We start from the raw sequence: 24,485 nt of genomic DNA on the forward strand, positions 1-24,485 counted from the left end.
GTCACGGACCCGACCCTTGTCATCGACACCTGCGCCCCGTCATGTCCTCGTCACCGGCTCGTCCCGCGGGATCGGCCGGGCCATCGCGGCGGCCTTCATCGCTGCCGGGGACCGCGTCACGGTGCACGGCCGGACGCCGGAGAGCGCCGCACGCGCAATGGCCGAGCTCGGCGCTGCCGGGGCGATCGGCGCCGACGTCACGGAGGGCGCCGCGCTCGAGGGCGCAATCGGCAACGCCGTCGAGGCGAATGGACCGGTGGAGATCCTCGTCAACAATGCCGGCGGCGCGTCGACCGGGCCGCTCTCGCGGCTCGACGTCGATCAGCTGCGCCGGATGATGGCGCTGAACCTCGAGCCGGTGCTGACCGCGACGAAGGCGGTCGTCCCGGCGATGAAGGCAGCGGGCACCGGGCGCATCGTCACGGTCGCCTCGACGGCGGGCCTGAAGGGCTATGCCTATGTCGGCGCCTACACCGCCGCCAAGCACGCCGTCGTCGGCCTCACCAAGGCGCTGGCGCTGGAGCTCGCCGGGAGCGGCATCACCGTCAACGCCGTCTGCCCGGGCTACAGCGACACCGACCTCATCGGCGATTCCCTGGACAAGCTCGCGGCGAAGACGGGTCGCGCGCGGGAGGATCTCCTCGGCGACTTCACCAAGGTGAATCCGCTCGGCCGGTTGATCGAGCCGCAGGAGGTGGCCGACTGCGTGCTCTGGCTCGCCGGCCGCCATGCGGGCGCGATGACCGGCCAGGCGATCGCGGTTGCGGGAGGCGAGATTTGAGCTTCACACGCGCAGTCCTTCCCGAACACATCGACGCCGAGTTCAAGGTCGGCGAGAGCCCGCAGCATCACCGCGGCGAACTGCGGCTCTGGCTGCGGCTCCTGACGGTCGCGAACCTCATCGAGGCGGAGATCCGCAAGCGCCTGCGCGAACGGTTCGGGACGACGCTGCCGCGCTTCGACCTGATGGCGCAGCTGGAGCGGGCTCCGGAGGGCATCTTCCTCGGCGAGCTGTCCCGCCGGATGATGGTCTCCAACGGCAACGTCACCGGCCTCGTCGAGCGCCTGGTCCAGGAGGGCCTGATCGAGCGCCAGGTGTCCGAGCGCGACCGCCGCGCCGCCCTGGTGCGCCTGACCGATCACGGCCACACGGTCTTTGCCGAGATGGCGCGGGCCCACAGCGACTGGGTCGCGGAACTCCTCAGCCAGCTTACGGCCGAGGAGCAGAAGGCGCTGTGGTCGAAGCTCGGCGACCTCAAGCTGTCGGTCCACGCAGCGACCCAGCCCCGCGCCGAAGCCGGAACGACGGAGGAGGATCGATGAAGCGCCAGAACGCCATCGCGGCGCCGCTTGCGGGTTTCGTGCCGGAGCACTTCAGACTGTCGATCGAGGCCGGCATCACCACGATCACGCTGAACCGGCCGGAGAAGAAGAACCCGCTCACCTTCGAGAGCTATGCCGAACTGCGCGACACCTTCCACGCGCTGCGCTTCGACGATGCGGTCACCGCCGTCGTCATCACCGGCACCGGCGGCAACTTCTCCTCGGGCGGCGACGTCTTCGAGATCATCGAGCCGCTGACCCGGATGGAGGCGGCGGAGCTGCACGCCTTCACCGCGATGACCGGCGACCTCGTCAAGGCGATGCGCGCCTGCCCGCAGCCGATCGTCGCCGCGATCGAGGGGATCTGCGCGGGCGCCGGCGCGATCCTCGCCATGGCCTCGGACATGCGGGTCGGCGCGGCGGGTGCCAAAGTCGCTTTCCTGTTCAACCGGGTGGGCCTCGCCGGCTGCGACATGGGCGCCTGCGCGATGCTTCCCCGGCTCGTCGGCCAGGGCCGCGCGTCGGAGCTTCTCTACACCGGTCGCTTCATGGGCGCCGAGGAGGGCGAGCGCTGGGGCTTCTTCAACCGCCTGGCCGAGGCGGGCGGCGCGCTCGCCGCAGCGATGGAGCTGGCGAAGGCGCTGACCGAAGGGCCGACCTACGCCAACGCCGTCACCAAGAAGATGCTGCACATGGAATGGGCGATGGGGGTCGACGAGGCGATCGACGCCGAGGCCATCGCGCAGGCGCTGTGCATGAAGACCGGCGACTTCCGCCGGGCCTTCGAGGCCTTTGCGGCGAAGCAGAAGCCGGTCTTCGAGGGGAACTGACGCCGTGGCCGACCGCAGCTTCCTCGACTGGCCGTTTTTCGAGGCGCGCCATCGCGCGCTGGCGGCGGAGGCCGAGGCCTGGGCGCAGGACCACGTCGCGGGGCTGGTCGATCACCATGACGTCGACGGCAGCTGCCGACGGCTCGTCGAAGCGATGGGCGTGGCGGGCTTCCTCGCCCATGCGGCGCCCGGGGACGGCCGCTTCGACGTTCGCTCGCTGTGCCTCCTGCGCGAGATCTTCGCGCGGCACGACGGCCTCGCCGACTTCGCCTTCGCCATGCAGGGGCTCGGCACGGGGGCGCTGACGCTGTCCGGCAGCGAAGCGCTCAAGGCGGCCGTCCTGCCGGGCGTGCGAACCGGTCGGACCATCGCCGCCTTCGCGCTGACCGAGCCGGAGGCCGGCTCCGACGTCGCCGAGATCGCGCTCGCCGCGACCCTCGTCGACGGCGACACGATCCGGCTCGACGGCGAGAAGACCTGGATCTCCAATGGCGGCATCGCCGGCCATTACGTCGTCTTTGCACGCACCGGCGAGGCGCCCGGGGCGCGCGGCCTGTCGGCCTACTCGGTGCCGGCAGACACACCGGGACTGGCCATCGCCGAGCGGCTGGAGACGATCGCCCCGCATCCGCTCGCCCGGCTGAGGTTCGAGAACTGCCGGATCCCCGCCGCGAACCGCATCGGCGCGGCGGGCGCCGGCTTCAAGATCGCCATGGCGACGCTCGACGTCTTCCGCTCGACGGTCGGCGCGGCGGCGCTCGGCTTCGCCCGGCGGGCGCTCGACGCGACGCTCGACCGGGCGCGCAACCGCAAGCTCTTCGGTGCGCCGCTGGCCGACATGCAGCTGACCCAGACGGCGCTCGCCGAGATGGCGACGGCGATCGACACCTCCGCCCTTCTCGTCTACCGCGCCGCCTGGACACGCGACATGGGAGCGGCCCGCATCACGCGCGAGGCCGCGATGGCCAAGATGGTGGCGACCGAAAGCGCGCAAGGCGTGATCGATCGCGCCGTGCAGCTGCATGGCGGCGAAGGCGTCCGGTCGGGCTCGGTGCCCGAGACGCTCTACAGGGAAATACGGGCGCTGCGGATCTACGAGGGCGCCACCGAGGTGCAGAAGCTGATCATCGCCCGCCAACTCCTGTCGCAGCCTGCCTGAGGAGGCCAGTCATGTCCGGGACCTGCCATGTCGACACCTTCGTCCTCGACAACATGCCGCCGGCGGACCTCATGCCGGACTTCATCAACCTCGACCGGCTCGGCTACCCCGAGGCGCTGAACGCCACCGTCGAACTGGTGGACCGGCACGTCGCGGAGGGCCGCGGCGACCGGGTGGCCCTCCTCGCCCCCGGTGGGATCCGCTGGACCTACGGCGAACTCGCCCGGACCATCGACCGGATGGCCAACGTCCTCACGCGGACGCTCGGCCTCGTCCCGGGCAACCGCGTCCTCCTGCGGTCGGCGAACAACCCGACCAAGGTCGCGCTCTACATGGCGATCATCAAGGCCGGCGGCATCGTCGTCGCGACGATGCCGCTCCTCAGGGCGCGCGAACTCGTCCAGGTGCTCGACAAGGCGAAGATCGGCCTCGCGCTCTGCGACGCGTCGCTCGTCGAGGAGATGGAAAAGGCCGTGGCGGGCGCCGTCGCGCCGGCCCGGATCGTGACCTGGACGGGCACCGCCGGCGGCGAGCTCGGGGCTCTGCTCGAGGGCGCGCCGGACCACTTCCACGCCCCGGCGACGCGAGCCGAAGATCCCTGCCTTCTCGGCTTCACCTCGGGTACGACGGGGATGCCGAAGGCGACGATCCACACCCATCGCGACCTTCTCGTCATCTGCGACTGCTACGCCCGCGAGGTGTTGCAGGCGACCGAGGACGACATCTTCATCGGCTCCCCGCCGCTCGCCTTCACCTTTGGCCTCGGCGGCCTCGTCCTGTTTCCGTTCCGGGTCGGCGCATCGGCCGTGCTTCTGGAGCGTGCGGGCCCGCCGGATCTGGCGAAGGCCATCGGCGAGTACCGCGCGACGATCTCCTTCACCGCGCCGACCGCCTACCGGGCGATCCTCGCCAAGCGCGCGGACTACGACCTCTCCTCCCTGCGCAAGTGCGTGTCGGCCGGCGAGACGCTGCCGAAGCCGACCTTCGACGCATGGCTGGAGGCGACCGGGATCAAGCTGATGGACGGCATCGGCGCGACCGAGATGCTGCACATCTTCATTGCCGCCTGCGAGGACGACATCCGCCCCGGCGCGACGGGCAAGCCCGTGCCGGGCTACGAGGCGAAGATCGTCGACGCGAACGGGGCCGACCTGCCGCGCGGCACGCCGGGCCGGCTGGCGGTGCGCGGCCCGATCGGCTGCCGCTATCTCGCCGACGAGCGCCAGAAGGCCTATGTCGAGAAGGGCTGGAACATCACCGGCGACACTTATGCCGAGGACGAGGACGGCTACTTCTGGTTCCAGGCCCGCAACGACGACATGATCGTGTCGGCGGGCTATAACATCGCCGGACCGGAGGTGGAGGCCGCGCTCCTTGCTCATCCGAGCGTGTTGGAGGCCGGGGTGGTCGGCGCACCCGACGCCGATCGCGGTCGCATCGTGAAGGCCTATGTCGTTCTGAGCGAAGGCCATACAGCATCGCCCGAGCTCGCCAAGGCGCTGCAGGAGCACGTCAAGCGCGAGCTCGCGCCCTACAAGTATCCGAGGTCGGTCGTCTTTGTCGACGCGCTGCCGAAGACCGAATCAGGAAAGCTGCAACGCTTCGCGCTCCGCCGACAGGCCGAGGCGGACGCTGCGAAAGAGGGAGAAAACGTGTGAACCTGCCCCGACCGCTTGCCGGCGAAGCGGCGTCGTCCACGGTGCGACAGAGCGACGAGACGCTGACCGTGCTGCAGCCCTCGAACTGGAAGAAGCCGAAGGGCTACGCCAACGGCATGATGGGCCGCGGCCGCATGGTGCTGACGGGCGGACTGGTCGGCTGGGACGAGAACGAGGTCTTCGCGCACGGCTTCGTCCCCCAAGTCGAGCAGACGCTGAAGAACATCGTCGCCGTGGTCGAGACCGCGGGCGGCGGGCCGGAGCACATCGCCCGCCTGACCTGGTACGTGAAGAGCATTCCGACCTATCGCGCCGCTCTCGGCGAGCTCGGTGCCGTGTACCGCGCGGTGCTCGGCCGGCACTACCCGGCGATGGCGCTCGTCGAGGTCTCCGATCTCGTCGAGCCGGAGGCGCTGGTCGAGATCGAGGCGACGGCGATCCTGCCGGATTGATCGCGCGTCCATCGGGACCGCGCCTCCAGCCGACGCCGACGGCGTCAGACCCCCACCCGGCCGCGCGTCGTGCCCGCCGGTGTGACTCAGCGATGCAAGACGACGACGAGAGGATTACGCCATGTCCACCGCCCCGGCACACACTTCGGCCCATGCCGCGCAGAGCGCCAGCTTCGACTGGGCCGACCCGTTCCGCCTGGAGGACCAGCTGACTGAGGACGAGCGGCTGATCTACGAGACCGCCCGCGCCTTCGCCGAGGAGAAGCTCCGTCCGCGGGTGATCGAGGCCTACCAGAACGAGACCACCGATCGCGCGATCTTCAACGAGATGGGCGAGCTCGGGCTCCTCGGCATCACCGTTCCGGAAGACTACGGCTGCGCCGGCGCCTCCTACGTCTCCTACGGGCTCGTCGCCCGCGCGGTCGAGATGGTCGATTCCGGCTACCGCTCGATGATGAGCGTCCAGTCCTCGCTGGTGATGTATCCGATCTACGCCTATGGCGACGAAGCCCAGCGCAAGAAATATCTCCCCAAGCTGGCGACCGGCGAGTTCGTCGGCTGCTTCGGCCTCACCGAGCCCGACGCGGGGTCCGACCCGGCCGGCATGAAGACCCGGGCCGAAAAGATCGACGGGGGCTACCGGCTCTCGGGGGCCAAGATGTGGATATCCAACTCGCCGATCGCCGACGTCTTCGTCGTCTGGGCGAAGTCGATGGCCCATGACGGCAAGATCCGGGGCTTCATCCTGGACAAGGGCATGAAGGGGCTGACTGCCCCGAAGATCGAGGGCAAGCTGTCGCTGCGGGCCTCCATCACCGGCGAGATCGTAATGGACGGCGTCGAGGTGCCCGAGGAAAACCTCCTGCCGAACGTCTCCGGCCTGCGCGGCCCCTTCGGCTGCCTCAACCGGGCGCGCTACGGCATTTCCTGGGGCACCATGGGCGCGGCCGAGGACTGCTGGAAGCGGGCGCTGTCCTACACGCTGGAGCGCACCCAGTTCGGCCGTCCGCTCGCCGCGACGCAGCTCGTCCAGAAGAAGCTCGCCGACATGCAGACCGAGATCGCGCTCGGCCTCCAGGCCTCGCTCCGCGTCGGCCGCCTGTTCGACGAGGGCAAGATGGCCCCGGAGATGATCTCCATCGTCAAGCGCAACAACTGCGGCAAGGCGCTCGACATCGCGCGGGTCGCCCGCGACATGCACGGCGGCAACGGCATCATGGGCGAGTACCACGTGATGCGGCACGCGCAGAACCTCGAGACGGTGAACACCTACGAGGGGACGCACGACGTCCATGCGCTGATCCTCGGCAAGGCGCAGACGGGGCTTCAGGCGTTCTACTGACCCCCCGGCCGCGCGCATCGATCGGCTCAAAAGGAGCAGCCAGCCATGGACCTCGACACGATCTGGACCGGCGGCGAGCGTCTCGCCGATTATGACACGGCCTATGACAACAGCGGCGCGATCGAAGGCGCCGCCCAGTTCGTGCCGCGCTGGCAGGCCGATGCGAAGGCGTTCCGCAGCGAGCTCGCAGGCGCCGGCCGCGCCGAGCTCGGCCTGCGCTACGGGGACCGTCCTCGCCAGCACTACGACCTCTTCCTGCCCGAGGCTGCACCGGTCGGGCTCGCCGTGTTCATCCACGGCGGCTACTGGAAGAGCCAGGAGATCGGCAACTGGTCGCATTTCGCCGCCGGCGCGCTTGCCCGCGGCTTCGCGGTCGCTCTGCCCGAGTACACCCTCTGCCCGGACGCGACGATCCCCGAGATCACCCGCGAGATCGGCCGCTTCCTGGACCAGGTGGCGGGCCGCTTCGAAGGGCCGATCAACCTGTCCGGCCACTCGGCCGGCGGGCACCTCGTCTCCCGCATGCTCTGCACCGATGCGCAGATCGCGGCCGAGACGGCGGCGCGCATCGAGCGCGTCGTCTCGATCAGCGGCTGCCACGACCTTCGCCCGATCATGCTCACCGGCATGAACGCGGCGCTCCGGCTCGACCGTCCGACGGCGCGCGCCGAGAGTCCGGCCCTTCTGGAGCCGCGCGCCGGCATCGACCTCACCTGCCTCGTCGGCGGCGCCGAGCTTCCCGAGTTCCGCCGCCAGAACGCGCTCCTCGCCAATGCCTGGCATGGCTTCGGCGTGACGACCCGGGCGATCGAGCGGCCGGGACGGCACCACTTCGACGTCGTCGACGACCTGATCGATCCGAACAGCGAGCTCGTCGCACGCCTGACCGGCGCGCGCCCGCTCTAGACCGATCATCCCATCGCCTGGCGGCGATGCCCGCAGGCGCTCACGCAGGCGACAGGAGACCCCCGCCATGCAAGCCATCTTCGTGCAGTTCAAGTGCCGGCCGGGCATGGCCTACAAGGTCGCGGACGACCTCGTTCAGGAGATCGAGGAGATCTCGGAGGTGTTCTCGACCTCCGGGCACTACGACCTGATCGCCAAGTTCTACCTGTCGCACGAGCAGGACATCGGCCGCTTCGTGACCCAGCGCCTCCAGATCATCGACGGCGTCGCCGACACCTTCACCCTCGTCGCGTTCAAGGCGTTCGGGTAGCGCGAACGCCGCGCGTCCTGCTTCAAGGCTGCGGGGCGACCACCGCCTCGGCCTCGATCTCCACGGCATAGTCGCCGACGAGCGCGCCCGCCGCGAGCAGCGTGTTGGCCGGCCGAACGTCGCCGAAGGCCCGGCCATGGGCGCGCGACACCGGCTCCCAGTCGGCGACGTCCCGCAGATAGACGCGCGTGCGCACCACGTCCTCCATCGTGCCGCCCAGCGCCTTGAGGCTCGCGGCGATCTTGTCGAGGGCGTAGGTGGCCTGCGCTCCGGGATCGCCTGACGCGACGACCCGGTCGCTGCCGTGCGTGGCGGTCGTGCCGGAGACGAGGATGCGGTCGCCCTCGCGCACCGCGCGGCTGTATCCGGCGAGCGGCTCCCAGACGCTGCCGGAGGAGACGCGGGCGCGGCCCGGCCGCCCCGGCACCGGCTCGGCCGTGTAGATCGACGGGATCGCATCGAGATGATGGCTGAGGTCGCCGGACGCGGTGAGGTAAGGCGGCTTGCGGTACTCGTCGCCGCAGTCGCCCGGGATCGGCGTCGCCTTGGCCAGCGCCTCGCTCAGCTGCGCCCGGTCGGCCTCGTCGAAGGCGAAGTCGAAGAGCTTCAGGTTGTCGGCGCGGTGCTCACGCTCGCCGAGCCGGGCGCCGATGATCACCCCGGCGACCGCCGGATGATCCAGCACCCAGCGCGTCGCGACATTGGCGATCGAGACGCCGTGTCGGCGGCCGATCGCGGCAGCGGCCTCGAGGATGGCCTGCAGCACGCTCCAGCCGCCGGCGGCGTCGATGAAGCGCTTGTACTTCATGCCGCTCCAGTCGCCGATCGCCTCCGGCTCCGGCTGCCCGAGCCAGCGATCAGTCAGGAACCCGCCGCACAGCGTGCCATAGGCGAAGAGGCTGGTGCCGGTGCGCGCGCAGACCGCCGAAAGGTCGCCGCCGGCCCGCCGGTCGATCAGCGAGAAGGACACCTGGTTGGAGACGACCGGAATGCCGTCCGCGACGGCCAGCGCCAGATGCGCCGCGTCCACGTTCGTCAGTCCGATCGCGCCGATCCGCCCCTCCTCCTGCAGCGCCTTGAACCCGTGCAGCGCATCGAGCCAGGCCGGATGCTCGAAGGTCCACCAGTGGAACTGCAGGAGGTCGACCCGGTCGACGCCGAGCCGCTCCAGCCGCTCCTCGACGCCGGCGCGCACGGTCTGCGGCGTCATCGGGCCAGGCGCGGGGCACCACTTGGTGAAGGCGAGCGGCCGTCCGGCGCCCTGCCGCCCGGCCAGCAGCCGGCCGGCGACGAGCTCGGCGCTGCCGTAGTGATCGGCCATGTCGAAGGTGTCGAAGCCCGCGTCGGCATAGGCGCCGAGCGCGGCGGCCGCCGCGTCGAGCTCGAGCGGGCCGGCATCCTTCTCCATGTCGGCGACCTGCCAGAGGCCGGTCAGGATGCGGCTGATGGAAAGGTCCGGCGTGAGCTGGAAGCGCTCGGGACGGTCGGTCATGGGGATCACTCGTCGTTGTCGGAGAAGCGGCCGGCCTCGTGCCGGCGTCGGACGCAGGATTGAGCGGAGCTCAGAGGCGCGTGCGCAGGTCCCACAGCTCCGGGAAGAGCCGCACCTTCAGCATCGCCTCGAGATAGTTGACGCCGCTGGTGCCCCCGGTGCCGCGGCGATAGCCGATGATGCGCGCGACGGTGGTCATGTGGGCAAAGCGCCAGTTGCGGAAGGCCTGCTCGAAATCGACCAGCTTCTCGGCCAGATGGTACAGGTCCCAGTGGCGGTCGACGTCGCGATAGACCGCGAGCCAGGCCTCCTCCACCGTCGGATCCCCCTCGTAGGGCCGCGTGAGGTCGCGGTCCAGATGCGCCGCGTCGATCGCGAAGCCGCGCCGCGCCAGGAGGCGCTGCACCGCGTCGTAGAGGCTCGGCTCGGCCAGCAGCGCACCGAGCTCGGCATGGATCGGCGGCCGATGCGCGTGCGGGCGCAGCATCGCGGCGTTCTTGTTGCCGAGGATGAACTCGACCGCCCGGTACTGGTGCGACTGGAAGCCGGAGGACTTCCCCAGGAGATGGCGGAACTGCATGTAGTCGGCGGGTGTCAGCGTCGACAGCACGTCCCAGGCCTGGATCAGCTGCACGAAGATCCGCGCCACCCGCGACATCATCTTCTCGGCCTGGTCGATGCGGTCGGCGGCGATCGCCCCGCGCGCCCCCTTCAGCTCGTGCAGGATGAGCTTCAGCCAGAGCTCGGTGGTCTGGTGCTGGATGATGAACAGCGGCTCGTCGTGATGGTCGCTGATCGGATGCTGGGCCGACAGGACCTGATCGAGGGCGAGATAGTCGGCATAGGCCATCTCGCCGGCCATCGAGAGGTGCGCGCCCTCCGTCTCGGCGACCCGCTCGTGGCCGCGCGGATCCGCCCCGACGTCGTGTCCGCCCGTCGTCATGTCACGGCCCTCCGCACGTTGAACTCGGGTCGCTCCCATTCGCCCGACGCGAGAACCTCGTGCATCACCGCCGCGGCGTCGAAGGCGTCGGTGTAGCGCGTGTAGAGCGGGGTGAAGCCGAAGCGCAGGATGTCGGGCGCCCGGAAGTCGCCGACGACGCGGCGGGCGATCAGGGCCTGCATGACGGCATAGGCGTTCGGGTGCGCGAACGACACCTGGCTGCCCCGCCTGTCCGCCTCGCGCGGGCTGACGAGCGCGACGCCGAGACCGCGGCAGCGCGCCTCGACCTGCGCCAGGAAGAGCTCGCACAGGGCCACCGACTTCGTCCGCAGGGCCGCCATCTCGACCGCGTCGAAGATGTCGAGCGCGGCGTCGAGCGCGCTCATCGAGATCACCCCGGGCGTGCCGGTCAGGAACCGGTCGATGCCGTCGGCCGGGCGGTAGCCGGAATCGAAGGCGAAGGGCGCCGCATGGCCGAACCAGCCGGACAGCGGCTGCGTCGCGCGGGCCTGCAGGCCGGGGGCGACATAGAGGAAGGCCGGGGCGCCCGGACCGCCGTTCAGGTACTTGTAGCCGCAGCCGATGGCGAAGTCGGCGTCGGCGCCCTCGAGGTCGACCGGCAGCGCGCCGGCGGAGTGGGCGAGATCCCAGATCGTCAGGGCGCCGCAGTCGTGGGCGCGGCGGGTGAGATCGGCCATGTCGTGGATCAGGCCGGTGCGGTAGCTGACATGGGTCAGCATCAGGACGGCGACGCGCTCGTCCAAAGCGGCAGGAATTTCGGCCGGATCGTCGACGAGGCGCAACTCGTGACCGCGGCCGGCGAGGCTCGCGATGCCCTCGGCCATGTAGAGATCGGTCGGAAAGTTGCTGCGCTCCGAGACGATCACCCGTCGCTCGGGCGATAGCTGCAGGGCGGCGGCGAGAACCTTGAAGAGGTTGACCGAGGTCGAGTCGGTCGCGACCACGCTCCTTGCCTGAGCCCCGACCAGCCGGGCGATCTTCCCGCCGACGCGGCGCGGGAGGTCGACCCAGCCGGCGTCGTTCCACGAGCCGATCAGCCCGTCGGCCCATTCCTGCTCGACCGCCTTGCGCACCCTTTCGCGCACCCGATGCGCCATCGGGCCGAGCGAGTTGCCGTCGAGATAGAGCAGGCCATCGGGCACGTGGAAGGCATCGCGAAGGCCGCGCAGCGGATCGTTCGCATCCAGCGCCTCGACGTCGGCCCGCGCGAGCCCGGCGAAGTTGGTCGTCGTCATGGTGTCGGTGTCTCCCTGCCGGTCGCGACCATGGTCCCTGATCTCTCTCCACGCCGCGCGCCGGCCACGTGCCGCGACACGGTCCGGCGCTCCCCGATCAGGCCTCGGGGCCGCAGCAGCAGAATGACGCACAGCGCGACGCCGATCAGGACGATCTGCAGCGACGCGCCGCGCGCCTGCTCTCCCGCCGGCATGACCTGGCCGATGACCGATGCAGAGACGGCCCAGAGCGCCCAGACGACGACGGACCCGGCGATGGCGCCGCGATTGTTGCCCGAGCCGCCCACGATCAGCATCGTCCAGACCTGGAAGGTCAGGAGCGGCAGGTAGTTGTCCGGCGCGATGAAGCCGATGAAATGCGCCTGCACGGCGCCCCCGAGCGCCATCAGCGCGCCGCCGACCGCAAAGGCCTGGAGGCGGAAGCGCGCCGCGCTCTTGCCAAGCGAGACGGCCGCCGGCTCGTCCTCGCGGATGGCGCGCAGGACCCGCCCCCAGGGCGACGCGGTCAGATGCTCGACGACGAAATAGGCCACGAGCAGGACGAGCGCGACGAGGCCGAGATTGAGGAGGCCGAAGCGCACGGGATCGCCGGCCGCGGACGCGAAGGGCCGCGGGATGAAGCTCATCCCGAAGGGGCCGCCGGTGAGGCTTTCGAGGTTCAGCGCCGCGAGTTGGACCGTGACCGCGAAGCCGAAGGTGGTGATCGCGAGATAATCGGCCCGCAGCCGGATCGTCAGCCAGCCGACCGCGTAGGCGAGCAGCGCGCCGGCGAGGATCGCGGCCAGCCACCCCACGAGGATCGGCAGGCCGAACCCGCCGATCCGCCCGGTCGCATCCGGCGTCGTCAGGAGACCCGAGACATAGGCGCCGATGGCGACGAAGCCCGCCACCCCGACGTTGAAGAGGCCGGTCTGTCCCCACTGCACGTTCAGTCCCAGCGCGATGATCGCATAGGACAAAGCGATGGTCAGGAAGAAGGCGCCGTAGCCGACGAGATCAATCATCGCGCGACCTGTCCCAGGATGCCCTGCGGGCGCAGCAGGAGGACCAGCGTCAGCACGACGAAGCCGACGGCCGCCCGCCACTCGGCGCCGATCAGCTCGACCGCGAAGGATTCGCACAGGCCGACGATCAGCCCGCCGAGGATGGCGCCCGGCACCGAGCCGATGCCCCCGAGGATCGCCGCCGCGAACAGCGGCAGCAGGAGATCGAAGCCCATGTAGGGCCGGATCTGCACGAGGAGGCCCGACATCACGCCGGCCGAGGCGGCGAGCGAACCGCCGAGGAACCACACCCAGCGGATGACCCGGCGCACGTCGACGCCGGCGAGCCGGGCGAGCGTCGGGTTTTCGCTGACCGCGCGCATCTGCCGGCCAATGGCCGAGCGCGTCAGCAGGAGATGGACGCCGAGCACCAGCACCGCCGTCACCGCCAGCATCAGCAGCTGGTCCGGGGTCGCCCGCATGCCGCCGCCGAGCCGCACGGCGATCTGGAGCTCGCGGGTGAAGTAGACGGGCTTCGAGGTGAAAACGAACTCGAGCAGCGCCCGCAGGGCCATCGAGGCCCCGAAGCTCGCGATCACCATGATGATCGTCGCCGACCCCCGGCTGCGGAAGGAGGCGAACAGCAGCCGGTCGAGAAGCACCGCGAGCCCGCCCGTCAGGAGGGCCGCCAGCACCGCCGCGACGATCAGCATCCAGCCGAAGGAGAACGGCCCGATCGGATCCATCCCGACGCCGAGGGTCGAGACCAGCGCGAGGGCGAAGTAGGCACCCCAGGCGATGAACTCGCCATGGGCGAAGTTCGCAAAGCGCAGGATCGAGTAGGTGAGCGTCACGCCAATCGCGCCGAGCCCGATCATCGCGCCGGCGATCAGCCCGTCGATGAGCGCCTGCGCGTTCATGCCGCCCATCCCTGCGGCGCGTGCCGGCCGAGGAACATCTCGCCGAGCGCCGGATCGTCGGCCAGGCCGGCGGCGGGTCCGCGATGCACCACGCGGCCATCGGCAAGGACGAGCGCGGACTTGGCCGCGCCGAGCCCGGCCCGCACGTTCTGCTCGACGAGGACGATGGTGACGCCGGTGGCGTTCACCCGCGCGAGCGTCTCGAAGACCTCGCCGACGAGCTTGGGCGAGAGGCCGGCCGAGGGCTCGTCGAGGATGATGACCCGCGGCTCGATCAGGAGCGCCCGCGCGGTCGCCAGCATCTGGCGCTGGCCGCCCGACAGGCCGCCGGCGGCCATCGCGCGGCGGGCGGCGAGGTCGGGGAACATCGCATAGGCGGCCTCGATCCGTTCGGCTCGTAGCGCTGCGGGGAGAACCCCGGCGCAGAGCTTCAGGTTCTCGTCGATGGACAGCGTCGTGAAGACGTTCTCGGTCTGCGGCACGAAGGCGAGGCCGGCGCCGACCAGCCGGTGCGCCGCGCGTGCGGTGATGTCCTCGTCCTCCAGTGCGATGGTGCCGCCATGGATCGGGACGAGGCCTGCGATCGCCTTGACGAGGGTGGATTTGCCGGCGCCGTTCGGTCCGAGGATCACGAGGAAGTCGCCGCGCTCGACGGCGAGGTCGACGCCCTTCACGATCGGCAGGTCCGGCTCGTAGCCGGCGACGAGTGCGCTGGTGCGAAGCACGACGGAAGGATGCACCGGGGTCATGCCGGGGCTCCGCCGAGATAGGCTTCGACCACGCGCGGATCGGCGGTCACCGCCTCCGGCCGCCCCTCCGCCAGCCATCGACCCGCCGCCATCACGACGACGCGAGTGCAGAGGCGGGCGATCATCTCGATGTTGTGCTCGATCAGGAGGATGGTGATCCCCTCGGCGTTGATCGCGGCGATGCGATCGATGATGAAGTCGAGGAGCGCCGGGTTCACCCCGGCCGCCGGCTCGTCGAGGAGGACGATGCGCGGCTTTGCCATCAGCGCACGGCCGAGTTCGAGCAGCTTGCGCTGGCCGCCCGAAAGAACGCGGGCCTCTTCGCCGGCGAGCCGCGACAGCTGCAGGAAGTCGAGGAGCTCGTGCGCCCGCTCGATGGCCGCGCGCTCTTCGCGCCGAACCCTGCCTGGCGCCAGCAGGTTCCCGAGCAGGCTCTCCCCGGCCTGCCCCTGCACCGCCGTCAGCATGTTTTCCAGAACCGTCATCCCCGCGAAGGGCCGCGGAATCTGGAAGGTGCGCGCCAGCCCCCGGCTCGTCCGGCGCGCGGCAGTCTCACGCTCGACCCGGGCGCCACCGATGGAGATCGCGCCGCTGTCCGGCTGGAGCGTGCCGGCAATGAGGTTGAACATCGTCGTCTTGCCAGCGCCGTTCGGGCCGATCAGCCCGATCACCTCGCCTGTCGCCACCCGCAGCGACATCGCATCGACGGCCTTCACCCCGCCAAAGGCGATCCCAGCATCGCGGACCTCGAGCGCGACCGGCGCCTGCCCGTGCGCAGAACGCCCGGACACGCCGCCGCTTGGCCGGTCCGATCCGTTCGATTGGGGGGATGTAGCGGGGGTGCCGGACACCGCTCGTTCCACTTCGCGCCAGCCACTGCGGGCCATCTGCATGATCTTTGATCAAACTTTACAGCTGCACGCTATTTGGCTAGCGTTTGGTTGGCAAGCCGCAAATGCGCGGCGTCAGACAAGTCAAGCACGGCGAGGATCGATGGCGAAGGGTGGCCCGCTGGCCATCGGGGCTGACGGCTCCGAGGATCCCTGGAACGCGGCGACGAGGGCGTCGGGCCGAGACCGCGCGGGCACAGCCTCCTCGCTGTCGGCGATCGAGCCGGTCGAGCGGCGCACCGTCCAGAGCCGGGTCTACCAGCAGCTGCGCCGCGCGCTGATCGAGGGCCAGTTCGACGCAGGCGAGGTCCTGCGCATCCTCGACGTCGCCGCGCGGCTCGAAACCAGCACCATGCCGGTGCGCGAAGCGCTCGCGCGCCTCGTTGCCGAACAGGCGCTCGAGGCGCTCCCCAACCGGTCCGTCCGCGTGCCGCTCGTCAGCCGCGAGCGGCTGGAAGACGTGGCGCGGGCGCGAGGTCTCATCGAGGGCGAGGCCGTGCGGCTCGCGACGCCGCGGCTCGGCGCCGAGGATATCGCGCAGCTCCGGCAGATCACCCGTGCCTATGACGAGACGATGGTGTCGGGCGGCGACCACGCACACCGCGCCGCCTACAACCACGCCTTCCATTTCGTCATCTACCGGGCGGCCGGATCCAAGGTGCTCCTGCCGATCATCGAGAGCCTCTGGCTGCAGTCCGGCCCCTTCATCCGAGCCTCGGCCAACATCTACGATGCCGCCGACGGCCTGTCGGCGACCCATCATCACTGGCAGATCGTCGAGGCGCTGGAACGGCGCGACGCCGAGGCGGCGATCGAGGCCCTGCGGCAGGACATCGGCCGGGCCTTCGATCTCCTGCGGGCCCGGATCGAGACCGCCGACGACAACAGAGGGGAGGGACAGGATGCAGTCTGACGGCGATGGCGACGTCTTCGAACTCTACGACCTGAAGGTCGAGGTGGTCAGCCCGGCCGGGGCGACGATCTATTGCGGCGCGCGGCCGGGCGACAGCTTCGAGATGCGCGGCGAGATGCTGCATTTTCCCGATGGCCAGGGCTTCTCGATCTACTCCCTCGCGGCCCTCCTGCCGCTGTTGCCGGCCAAGCAGCGGCCGACCCATCGCAACGACTGGATGTCGACCGACGCCGAGGTCGCCTGCCCCGACCCGAACTGCCCGACCCGGTTCCGGATCACCCGCCTCGGCCTGCGGCGGTTCCGTCATGCCGACACGACCGCGGTCCCGCTCTCCGACGCCAAGGACGCCTGATGCAATACGCCGAGCTTTCCGACGACCACCGCATCTCCCGGGTCATCCGCGGCAACTGGCAGCTCGCCGGCGGCCACGGCCCCGTCGACCGCGCCGGGAGCATCGCCGATCTCGCCGCCTTCGCCGACGCCGGGATCGTCACCTTCGATTGCGCCGACATCTACACCGGCGTCGAGGAGATCATCGGCGAGTTCCGGCAAGCCTATCGGCAGGAGCGCGGGCAGGCCGCACTCGACCGGATCCGGGTGCACACCAAATTCGTGCCGGACCTCGACAAGCTCGGCAAGATGAGCCGCCAATCCGTCGAGGCCGCCATCGACGTTTCGCTCGCGCGGCTGAGGACGGAACGGCTGGACCTCGTCCAGTTCCACTGGTGGGATTACGCGGTCGAGGGCTGGCTCGAGACCGCCGGCTGGCTCGGCGAGCTGCGACAGGCCGGAAAGATCCGCAATGTCGGCGGCACGAACTTCGACACCCCGCATGTCGTCGCGATGTGCGAGGCCGGCGTGCCCCTCGTGTCGATGCAGGTGCAGTATTCGGTGCTCGACACGCGCCCCGAGCGCCAGATGGTGGCGGCGGCACGGGAACGTGGCGTCCAGCTGCTGTGCTACGGATCGGTCGCCGGCGGCTTCCTCAGCGAGAAGTGGCTGGGCGTCGCGCGGCCGCAGATGCCGCTCGAAAACCGCTCGCTCACCAAATACGCCCTGATCATCGAGGAGATCGGCGGCTGGGGGGTGTTCCAGGACCTGCTCGCGGCCCTGCGCGCCGTCGCCGACCGGCACGGGACGGACATCGCCACGGTGGCCAGCCGCTGGGTGCTCGATCGCCCGGGCGTCGCCGGGGTGATCGTCGGCGCCCGCAACCGCAGCCATCTCGCGTCCAATCTCGCGATCGCCGACCTGACGCTCGATGCCGAGGACCATCGCACGATCGACGCCGTGCGGGCCCGGATGACCATGCCCCCCGGCAAGGTCTACGAGATCGAGCGGGACCGCGAGGGGCGGCACGGCTCGATCATGCACTACAGCCTCAATTCCAAGGTCGCATGAGCGCCGAGCCGGCCCGTCTCGGACGTCTCGCCATCGAGGAGGTGCGGCTCTGCCACGCCTTCTTCGAAGACCGGTTCGCCGGCCGCGCCGATCCCGACGCGACTGCGCTGCGGCTCGCTGCCTTCTCGCCCGAATTCCGGCGGATCGCCCCGGACGGGAGCACCGTCGCCTATGCCGATCTTCGGGCGTTTCTCGCAACGCGCTCTGCCGAGGAAGCCGGCATGGGCCTCGCGATCCGCATCGAGGACACGGCCGTCGTCTGGGAAAACGCCGATGCCGCGCTCGTCTCCTATGTCGAGCACCAGACCTCGCGCAGCGCCACGAGCCGGCGCCACGCCACCGCCCTCTTCACCGCCGCGCCGCACAGTCCTGCCGGCGTTCAGTGGCGGCACCTCCAGGAAACCCTGATCCCTTCACCCCGAACCGGTGGCGCGTGCCCCCGGCCAAACCCATAGGAAGGCATTGACGATGACGAAATCGCTGCTTCTTTCGACCGCGATCGGCGCGGTCCTGGTCACCGCCGGCACGTCCGCCTTCGCGGCCGACTGCAAGGTGACGGTCGGCATGGTGATGGAGCTGACCGGTCCCGCCGGCCAGTACGGCCAGGCCGGCGCGAAGTCGGTCGACATGGCGCTGCGCGACCTCAACGAGGCCGGCGGCGCCTGCACGCTTGAAAGCGACACCCGCGACTCGCAGAGCCAGGGCAACGTCGCCGTTGACCAGGCGACCCAGCTCGTCAACGTTAAGAAGGTGCCGGTCGTGATCGGCGGCATCATCTCGTCGGTGACGATCCCGATCCTCACCTCGGTGACCGCGCCGGCCAAGGTGCCGCAAATTTCGCCGGCCTCATCGTCCCCGACGCTGACCGAGCTCGGCCGCGAGGGGAAGACCGGCGGGATCTTCTTCCGCACCATCACGTCCGATGCGCTGCAGGGCACCGCGGCGGCGAAATACGCCATCGACCAGGGGCTCAAGAAGCTCGCGATCATCCACGTCAACAACGACTTCGGCGTCAACATGGAGCGCGAGTTCCAGAAGGCCTACGAGGCGCTGGGCGGCACGATCACCTCGGTCACGCCCTACAACGAGAAGCAGTCGAGCTACGCCTCCGAGGCGACGGCCGCGATGAAGGGCGACCCGGAAGGCCTCTACCTGATCAGCTATCCGGTGGACGGCGCGACGATCGCCCGCGCCTGGATCAGCCAGGGCGGTCCCGCGACCTTCCTCCTGAACGACGGGATGAACTCGTCCGACTTCATCGAGGCGGTCGGCGCGAAATACCTCGAGAACGCCTATGGCACCTCGTCCGGCACCAGCCCGACGGCCTCCACGGACTACTTCAATGCCAACTACGCCGCGTTCTCGGGCGGCATCGCGCCCGATGCCCCGGCGGCGGACCGCTCGTATGACGCCGGCGCCATCGTCGGGCTCGCGATCGCTAAGGCGAACAAGGACGGCGACGTGACGCCCGCCGCGATCACCGCGGCGATCCCGCAGGTCGTCGATCCCAAGGGCGCGCCGATCTATGCCGGCCCGGAGGAGTTCAAGAAGGCGCTGCAGCTGATCTCCGAGGGCAAGCCGATCCGCTACGAAGGCGTCATCGGCCCGGTCAACTTCGACCAGTACGGCGACATCACCGGCCCCTTCCGGCTCTGGAAGATCGCCGACGGCAAGGTGACGACGACCGGCGAGATCTCGGCGGACGACGTGACGGCGCTCAAGGCAAAGCTCGGGCAATAGGGCGTTTGCGCCGCGACGGACGCCGCATCGCCCCGCGGGGCGGCGTCCGTTGACACCATGTCGAGATTCATTTTAGGCTTCAAATAATGACGTTCGCCGGAGGTGTTTTTGCGACACCCCCGGCGGACGCGAGCAGATCTCTTATGGCGCCTCGTGACACCGTCGGGCGGCACGCCGAATGGTCGTTGCGGGTTCAGATGCAAACCCCGGACGAGCCGCCGACAGGGGGCTCGACCCGGGCATCCCCACGCTCAACTCGGAGGTTCTCATGAAGACACTGCTGCTGGCTTTCACCGCACTGTCCGGGCTCGCGCTGGCGACCGGATCGGCGAGCGCGCAGATCAAGGTCGGCTTCGTCACGTCGCTGAGCGGACCGGGCGCCTCCATCGGCACGCTCTACGATCAGGGGATGAAGGCGGCCTACGCCTACAAGAGCAAGGTCGGCGACGAGGACATCGACCTCATCCAGCTCGACGACGGCTCCGATCCCAGCACCGCGACGCAGGACGCCCGCAAGCTGATCGAGCAGGAGCATGTCGACATCCTGATCGGCACCGCGACCGCGCCCTCGACCAATGCCATGATGGCGGTCGCCAACGAGTTGCACGTGCCGTTCATCGCGGTCTCGCCCGTGAACGTGCAGCCTCCGGCGACCGGGCGGCTCTGGGGCGTCGCGATGCCGCAGACCCCGGCGCTGATGGTGAAGGTCATCGCCGACAAGATGAAGGCCGACGGCATCAAGACCGCCGGCTATATCGGGTTCTCCGACGCGTGGGGCGACCTCGTCTACAACGGCGCCAAGGCGGCCGAGGCCGACGGCGACCCGACGATCACCACCAACGAGCGCTACGCCCGCACCGACACGAGCGTCACCGCGCAGGCTCTGAAGGTGCTCACCACCAAGCCCGACGCCGTGCTGATCGGCGGCTCGGCGACGCAGGCGGCACTGCCGATCATCCAGCTGCACAAGCTCGGCTACAAAGGCCCCTTCTACGGCACGCCGGCGATGCTGAACGCCGACTTCGTGCGCGTCGGCGGCAAGGACGTCGAAGGCGTCGAGGTGTCCGCCGGGCCGGTGATCGTGACCAGCCAGCTTCCCGACGACCATTTCTCGAAGACGATCGGCACGCAATTCCACGAGGTGTTCCAGAAGGTGAACGGCAAGGACGCCAATGACGGCTTCTCCGGCTACTCCTTCGACGGCTGGCTGGTCTTCCTGAACGCGGCCGAGAAGGCGCTGAAGACGGCCAAGCCGGGCACGCCGGAGTTCCGCGAGGCGCTGCTCGACGGGATCTACGACACCAAGGATCTCGCGGGCGTCCACTCGATCTACAACTTCACCCCCAAGTCGGCCTATGGCGTCGATGCGCGCAGCCTCGTCGTCGTCAAGCTCGAAGAGGGCAAGTGGGTCTATCAGCCCTGACCGGGATGGATGGCGCGCCGGGCTCCGGCCAGGCGCGCCGCTTGCCGGCCGATCGTCGGCCGGGGGACGAACGAGTGTCCGCGCCCCGTTTCGACGGGGCGTCTCGCCGCATGCTGCCGCGCCTCTCGTGAGCCCGCGCGATCGCCGTCCACGCCACGCGCATCGCAGGATCGCGCCTCTCTCCCGATCCGATGCCGAGGACACTCCCTGACCGTGCAGACGTTTCCATGACCTCCGACATCGCCGCGTTCCTGACGATTGACGGGATAGCGACGGGCGCGATCTACGTGCTCATCGCGCTCGGCATCGTGCTCATCTTCACCGTCACCCGGGTGATCTTCGTCCCGTTCGGCGATATCGCGGCCTTCACCGCCCTGTCGCTGGCCGCGCTGGAGATGAAGCAGCTTCCCGGCACCGTCGGCCTCGTCGCCGTCCTCGCGGTGCTGGCGACGCTGGTCGAGACCGCCTCGCTGCTCCGCACCGGCAAGGCGCGTCAGGTCCCGCGCGCGCTTCTGTTCTACCTCGTTCTGCCGATGATCCCCGTCGCCCTCGTCTGGATCGCCGCCGGCGGAGACATCCCGCTGCCGCTGCGAATTATCCTGGCTCTCGCGCTCATCCTGCCCATCGCGCCGCTCCTCGATCGCCTGGTGTTCCGGCCGATCGCCGACGGCACCGTGCTCCTGCTCCTGACCGTCTCGGTCGCGCTGCACTTCGCCCTTGTCGGTCTCGGCCTCCTGTTCTTCGGCCCGGAGGGCGTGCGGACGGAGGCCCTGACCGATGCCGTCTGGATCGTCGGCGGCATTCCGATCGCCGGACAGTCGATCCTGATCGTCGTCGCCGCGATCGTCTTCAGCGGCCTGCTCTTCGCGTTCTTCGGCTTCACCCTTGCCGGAAAGTCGCTGCACGCCACCGCCGTCAACCGGACGGGCGCGCGGCTCATGGGGATCCGGCCGGAGCGCACGGGAACGATCGCCTATCTCCTCGGATCCCTGCTGGCCGGCGTCTCGGGCATCCTGATCGCACCCGTCAACACGATGTTCTACGATTCCGGCTTCCTGCTCGGGCTCAAGGCCTTCGTCGGCGCGATCATCGGCGGGCTCGTGAGCTTTCCAGTCACCGCGATCGGATCGCTGTGCGTCGGCATCCTGGAGAGCTTCGCGGCCTTCCAGAGCAGCGCCTTCAAGGAGGTGATCGTCTTCTCGATCCTGATCCCCGTCCTGCTCTGGCGCTCCTACACCTCAGCGCATCGCGAAGAGGACATCGACGAATGAGCCCGCGCATCACCCAGCTGGCGATCGCGGTGGCCGTCCTGCTCCTCGCCACGGCGCCCTTGTACGTCGCCCCCTTCACCGTCACACTGCTCGACTATATCGGCATCTACGCCCTCGTCGCGCTCGGCATCGTGCTGCTGACCGGGATCGGCGGCATGGTCTCCTTCGGGCAGTCGGCCTTCATGGGCGTCGCCGCCTACTCGACCGCCTGGGCGACCGCCCTCATGGGCTTCTCGCCCTGGCTCGGCCTGCTCCTCGCGCTCGTCCTGACCGGCGCCCTCGCCGCCGTCCTCGGAGCGGTGACGCTGCGCCTCAACGGTCATTTCCTGTCGCTCTCGACGATCGCCTGGGGGCTCGCGATCTACTTCACCTTCGGCAATGTCGAGGGGCTCGGCAACTTCAACGGCATCACCAACGTGCCGCCGATCACGATCGGCGCGACGCCGCTCCTCGGCAGCGACCAGATCTACTTCCTAATCTGGGGCATTCTCCTCGTCGCGCTGCTTCTCGCGCACAACCTGCTCGGCTCGCGCATCGGGCGGGCGATGCGATCCCTGCGCGGCGGCAAGGCGATGGTGGAATCGCTCGGCGTCGATGCGTTTCGCGTGAAGCTCGTCACCTTCGTCATCGCCGCGCTGCTCGCCACCCTCGCGGGCTGGCTCTACGCCCACATGAGCCGCTTCGTCAGCCCGGCACCCTTCGACGTCACCAAGGGCATCGAGTTCCTGATGATGGCGATGGTCGGCGGCTCCGGCCACCTCCTCGGCGCCGTGGTCGGCGCGGCCCTGATCACGGTCCTGAAGAACGCCGTGCAGGACTACCTGCCGCTGATCGCGCCGGCCTCGGCCGGCCAGCTCGAGATCGTCGCCTTCTCGCTGCTCTTCATCCTCTTCCTGCAATATGCCCGCGACGGCATCGTCCCCTTCGTCGCCGGCCTCCTGCCCGAGCCGAAGCGGCGGCTGCCGGAGACCGCCGAGCCGCTGGCGCGCCGCGCGCAGCCGGCCCGCGGCACCCCGCTTCTGTCGGCCGAGGCCTGCACGCGCCGCTTCGGCGGCCTCATCGCGGTCAACGACGTGAGCTTCGAACTCAAGTCCGGCGAGATCCTCGGCCTGATCGGCCCGAACGGCGCCGGCAAGAGCACGATGTTCAACCTCCTGACCGGTGCCCTGCCGGTTTCGGAGGGCAGGATCACCTTCGCCGGAGCGGACATCACGCGGACGGCGCAGCGCAGGATCGCCCGGGCCGGCATCGCCCGCACCTTCCAGCACGTGAAGCTCCGGCCGAAGATGTCCCTGATCGACAACGTCCTCCTCGGCACGCACACGCGCACGCATTCCGGCTTCCTGTCCGGCGCTCTCCGGCTCGACCGTGCGGAGGAGCGCCGGGCGCGCCACGAGGCGCTCGTCCAGCTGCGCCGCGTCGGGCTCGGCGACCAGCCCTACGAGCTCGCGGGAAACCTGCCCCTCGGCAACCAGCGGATCCTCGAGATCGCACGCGCGCTGGCCGCCGATCCCATCCTGCTCGTGCTCGACGAGCCGGCCGCAGGCCTGCGCCGCCAGGAGAAGCTCGCGCTGGCGGAGCTCCTGCGGGCGCTGCGGACGGAGGGCCTCACGATCCTCATCGTCGAGCACGACATGGAGTTCGTGATGAACCTCGTCGATCGGATCGTTGTGATGGAGTTCGGCTCCAAGCTCGTCCAGGGCGACCCGGCGAGCGTGCGCGCGGACGCGCGGGTGCAGGAAGCCTATCTCGGGGGTGTCGCCTGATGCCGCTCCTCGCCTTCGACAAGGTCGGTGTCTCCTACGGCAAGGCCGAGGCCGTCCGCGGCGTCTCGCTCGCCGTGGAGACGGGCCAGATCGTCACCGTCATCGGGCCGAACGGCGCCGGCAAGACGAGCCTCCTGACCGCCGCGATCGGGCTGCTGCCGTCGAGCGGACGGATCACCTTCGCCGGCGAGAACGTCACGCGGCTGGAGACCGAGCGCCGCGTCGAGATGGGCCTCAGCCTCGTTCCGGAACAGCGCGAGCTCTTCACCGACATGTCGGTCTACGACAACCTTCTCCTCGGCGCTTTCGTGCGGCGCGGCGACAAGGCCGGCATCCGGCGCGACATGGGCGAGATCTTCGACCGCTTTCCGCGCCTTGCCGAGCGACGCAGGCAGCTGGCCGGCACGCTGTCCGGCGGCGAGCGGCAGATGCTGGCGCTCGGCCGCGCGCTGATGACCAAGCCGAAGCTCCTGATGCTCGACGAGCCGAGCCTCGGCCTCGCCCCGCTGATCATCCGCGAGATCTTCGTGATCATCGCCTCGCTGCGCGAGCTCGGCGTCTCGATCCTCCTCGTCGAGCAGAACGCCAAGGCGGCGCTCGAGACCGCCGATTTCGGCCACGTGATGGAGACCGGCGAGATCAACCACTCCGGACCGGCCGGGGAGCTGATCAACGACCCCCGGCTGATCTCGACCTATCTCGGCGGCAACGAGGGCGAATGACGCCCGCGCCGAGCCCCCCGCGCCGCCGGGCCCGCA

25 protein-coding genes are annotated in these 24,485 nt (G+C 69.7%); 18 read left to right on the plus strand and 7 right to left on the minus strand.

What is annotated here, in order from left to right:
* Positions 1–16: 16 nt before the first annotated feature.
* The 9 genes from NPA30_RS07900 (at position 17) to NPA30_RS07940 (ending at position 7,980) form a co-directional block, all read left to right on the plus strand.
* On the plus strand, positions 17–781 hold the full coding sequence (locus NPA30_RS07900; protein WP_256802044.1) for an SDR family NAD(P)-dependent oxidoreductase: 765 nt from the start codon (positions 17–19) through the stop codon (positions 779–781).
* Positions 778–1,323: a MarR family winged helix-turn-helix transcriptional regulator gene (locus NPA30_RS07905; RefSeq protein WP_256802046.1), complete on the plus strand. Its 546-nt coding sequence runs from the start codon at positions 778–780 to the stop codon at positions 1,321–1,323. The genes NPA30_RS07900 and NPA30_RS07905 overlap by 4 nt, the downstream gene beginning before the upstream one ends.
* On the plus strand, positions 1,320–2,153 hold the full coding sequence (locus tag NPA30_RS07910) for an enoyl-CoA hydratase family protein (protein ID WP_256802048.1): 834 nt from the start codon (positions 1,320–1,322) through the stop codon (positions 2,151–2,153). Before NPA30_RS07905 ends, NPA30_RS07910 begins: the two co-directional genes overlap by 4 nt.
* Before the next feature lie 4 nt (positions 2,154–2,157).
* Positions 2,158–3,312, plus strand: a complete 1,155-nt coding sequence (locus NPA30_RS07915; RefSeq protein ID WP_256802052.1) for an acyl-CoA dehydrogenase family protein — start codon at positions 2,158–2,160, stop codon at positions 3,310–3,312.
* An 11-nt stretch (positions 3,313–3,323) separates the two neighbouring features.
* Positions 3,324–4,970 carry an AMP-binding protein gene (locus NPA30_RS07920; RefSeq protein ID WP_256802053.1) on the plus strand — a complete coding sequence of 549 codons (1,647 nt, stop codon included), beginning with the start codon at positions 3,324–3,326 and terminating at the stop codon, positions 4,968–4,970.
* A gap of 41 nt (positions 4,971–5,011) precedes the next feature.
* A complete protein-coding gene (locus tag NPA30_RS07925; RefSeq protein ID WP_256802408.1) occupies positions 5,012–5,422 on the plus strand; it encodes a RidA family protein in 411 nt (136 codons plus the stop codon).
* A gap of 121 nt (positions 5,423–5,543) precedes the next feature.
* The gene (locus NPA30_RS07930; RefSeq protein ID WP_256802054.1) at positions 5,544–6,764 is read left to right on the plus strand and encodes an acyl-CoA dehydrogenase; all 1,221 of its coding nucleotides are present in this window, start codon (positions 5,544–5,546) and stop codon (positions 6,762–6,764) included.
* Between the two features lie 45 nt (positions 6,765–6,809).
* Positions 6,810–7,670 carry an alpha/beta hydrolase gene (locus NPA30_RS07935; RefSeq protein WP_256802055.1) on the plus strand — a complete coding sequence of 287 codons (861 nt, stop codon included), beginning with the start codon at positions 6,810–6,812 and terminating at the stop codon, positions 7,668–7,670.
* 67 nt (positions 7,671–7,737) lie between these two features.
* The gene (locus NPA30_RS07940; RefSeq protein WP_256802056.1) at positions 7,738–7,980 is read left to right on the plus strand and encodes an Lrp/AsnC family transcriptional regulator; all 243 of its coding nucleotides are present in this window, start codon (positions 7,738–7,740) and stop codon (positions 7,978–7,980) included.
* Between the two features lie 22 nt (positions 7,981–8,002).
* On the opposite strand, the gene NPA30_RS07945 is transcribed toward NPA30_RS07940, so the two are convergent.
* The 7 genes from NPA30_RS07945 to NPA30_RS07975 form a co-directional block, all read right to left on the minus strand.
* Positions 8,003–9,472: an aldo/keto reductase gene (locus NPA30_RS07945; RefSeq protein WP_256802060.1), complete on the minus strand. Its 1,470-nt coding sequence runs from the start codon at positions 9,470–9,472 to the stop codon at positions 8,003–8,005.
* A 70-nt stretch (positions 9,473–9,542) separates the two neighbouring features.
* Positions 9,543–10,415, minus strand: a complete 873-nt coding sequence (gene kynA, locus NPA30_RS07950; RefSeq protein ID WP_372338766.1) for a tryptophan 2,3-dioxygenase — start codon at positions 10,413–10,415, stop codon at positions 9,543–9,545.
* Positions 10,412–11,671, minus strand: coding sequence for a kynureninase (gene kynU, locus NPA30_RS07955; protein ID WP_256802063.1), 1,260 nt, complete (start codon positions 11,669–11,671; stop codon positions 10,412–10,414). The genes kynA and kynU overlap by 4 nt, the downstream gene beginning before the upstream one ends.
* Entirely contained in the window at positions 11,668–12,675 is a 1,008-nt protein-coding gene (locus NPA30_RS07960) for a branched-chain amino acid ABC transporter permease (protein ID WP_256802064.1), read from the minus strand. The genes kynU and NPA30_RS07960 overlap by 4 nt, the downstream gene beginning before the upstream one ends.
* Positions 12,672–13,574: a branched-chain amino acid ABC transporter permease gene (locus NPA30_RS07965; RefSeq protein WP_256802065.1), complete on the minus strand. Its 903-nt coding sequence runs from the start codon at positions 13,572–13,574 to the stop codon at positions 12,672–12,674. Before NPA30_RS07965 ends, NPA30_RS07960 begins: the two co-directional genes overlap by 4 nt.
* Complete coding sequence (locus tag NPA30_RS07970; protein ID WP_256802066.1) at positions 13,571–14,323, minus strand: ABC transporter ATP-binding protein; 753 nt, start codon at positions 14,321–14,323, stop codon at positions 13,571–13,573. The genes NPA30_RS07965 and NPA30_RS07970 overlap by 4 nt, the downstream gene beginning before the upstream one ends.
* A complete protein-coding gene (locus tag NPA30_RS07975) occupies positions 14,320–15,114 on the minus strand; it encodes an ABC transporter ATP-binding protein (RefSeq protein WP_256802067.1) in 795 nt (264 codons plus the stop codon). Before NPA30_RS07975 ends, NPA30_RS07970 begins: the two co-directional genes overlap by 4 nt.
* A gap of 202 nt (positions 15,115–15,316) precedes the next feature.
* Between NPA30_RS07975 and NPA30_RS07980 the strand changes: the two genes are divergently transcribed.
* From NPA30_RS07980 to NPA30_RS08020, 9 genes are all read left to right on the plus strand, one after another.
* The gene (locus NPA30_RS07980; RefSeq protein WP_256802069.1) at positions 15,317–16,126 is read left to right on the plus strand and encodes a GntR family transcriptional regulator; all 810 of its coding nucleotides are present in this window, start codon (positions 15,317–15,319) and stop codon (positions 16,124–16,126) included.
* Positions 16,116–16,478 (plus strand): TIGR04076 family protein, encoded by a 363-nt coding sequence (locus NPA30_RS07985; protein WP_256802070.1) that lies wholly within the window; start codon positions 16,116–16,118, stop codon positions 16,476–16,478. The genes NPA30_RS07980 and NPA30_RS07985 overlap by 11 nt, the downstream gene beginning before the upstream one ends.
* A complete protein-coding gene (locus tag NPA30_RS07990) occupies positions 16,478–17,527 on the plus strand; it encodes an aldo/keto reductase (protein ID WP_256802071.1) in 1,050 nt (349 codons plus the stop codon). The genes NPA30_RS07985 and NPA30_RS07990 overlap by 1 nt, the downstream gene beginning before the upstream one ends.
* Positions 17,524–17,982, plus strand: a complete 459-nt coding sequence (locus tag NPA30_RS07995) for a hypothetical protein (protein ID WP_256802072.1) — start codon at positions 17,524–17,526, stop codon at positions 17,980–17,982. The genes NPA30_RS07990 and NPA30_RS07995 overlap by 4 nt, the downstream gene beginning before the upstream one ends.
* Before the next feature lie 13 nt (positions 17,983–17,995).
* On the plus strand, positions 17,996–19,267 hold the full coding sequence (locus NPA30_RS08000) for an ABC transporter substrate-binding protein (protein ID WP_256802073.1): 1,272 nt from the start codon (positions 17,996–17,998) through the stop codon (positions 19,265–19,267).
* A 268-nt stretch (positions 19,268–19,535) separates the two neighbouring features.
* Positions 19,536–20,690, plus strand: coding sequence for an ABC transporter substrate-binding protein (locus NPA30_RS08005; protein WP_256802074.1), 1,155 nt, complete (start codon positions 19,536–19,538; stop codon positions 20,688–20,690).
* Positions 20,691–20,917: 227 nt separating this feature from the next.
* Positions 20,918–21,961, plus strand: a complete 1,044-nt coding sequence (locus NPA30_RS08010) for a branched-chain amino acid ABC transporter permease (RefSeq protein WP_256802075.1) — start codon at positions 20,918–20,920, stop codon at positions 21,959–21,961.
* Positions 21,958–23,727, plus strand: coding sequence for a branched-chain amino acid ABC transporter ATP-binding protein/permease (locus NPA30_RS08015; protein WP_256802077.1), 1,770 nt, complete (start codon positions 21,958–21,960; stop codon positions 23,725–23,727). Before NPA30_RS08010 ends, NPA30_RS08015 begins: the two co-directional genes overlap by 4 nt.
* On the plus strand, positions 23,724–24,449 hold the full coding sequence (locus NPA30_RS08020; RefSeq protein WP_372338780.1) for an ABC transporter ATP-binding protein: 726 nt from the start codon (positions 23,724–23,726) through the stop codon (positions 24,447–24,449). The genes NPA30_RS08015 and NPA30_RS08020 overlap by 4 nt, the downstream gene beginning before the upstream one ends.
* Positions 24,450–24,485: the final 36 nt, after the last annotated feature.

The sequence above is a fragment of the Mangrovibrevibacter kandeliae genome (assembly GCF_024519155.1).
Classification (GTDB): Bacteria; Pseudomonadota; Alphaproteobacteria; order Rhizobiales; family Rhizobiaceae; genus Mangrovibrevibacter; species Mangrovibrevibacter kandeliae.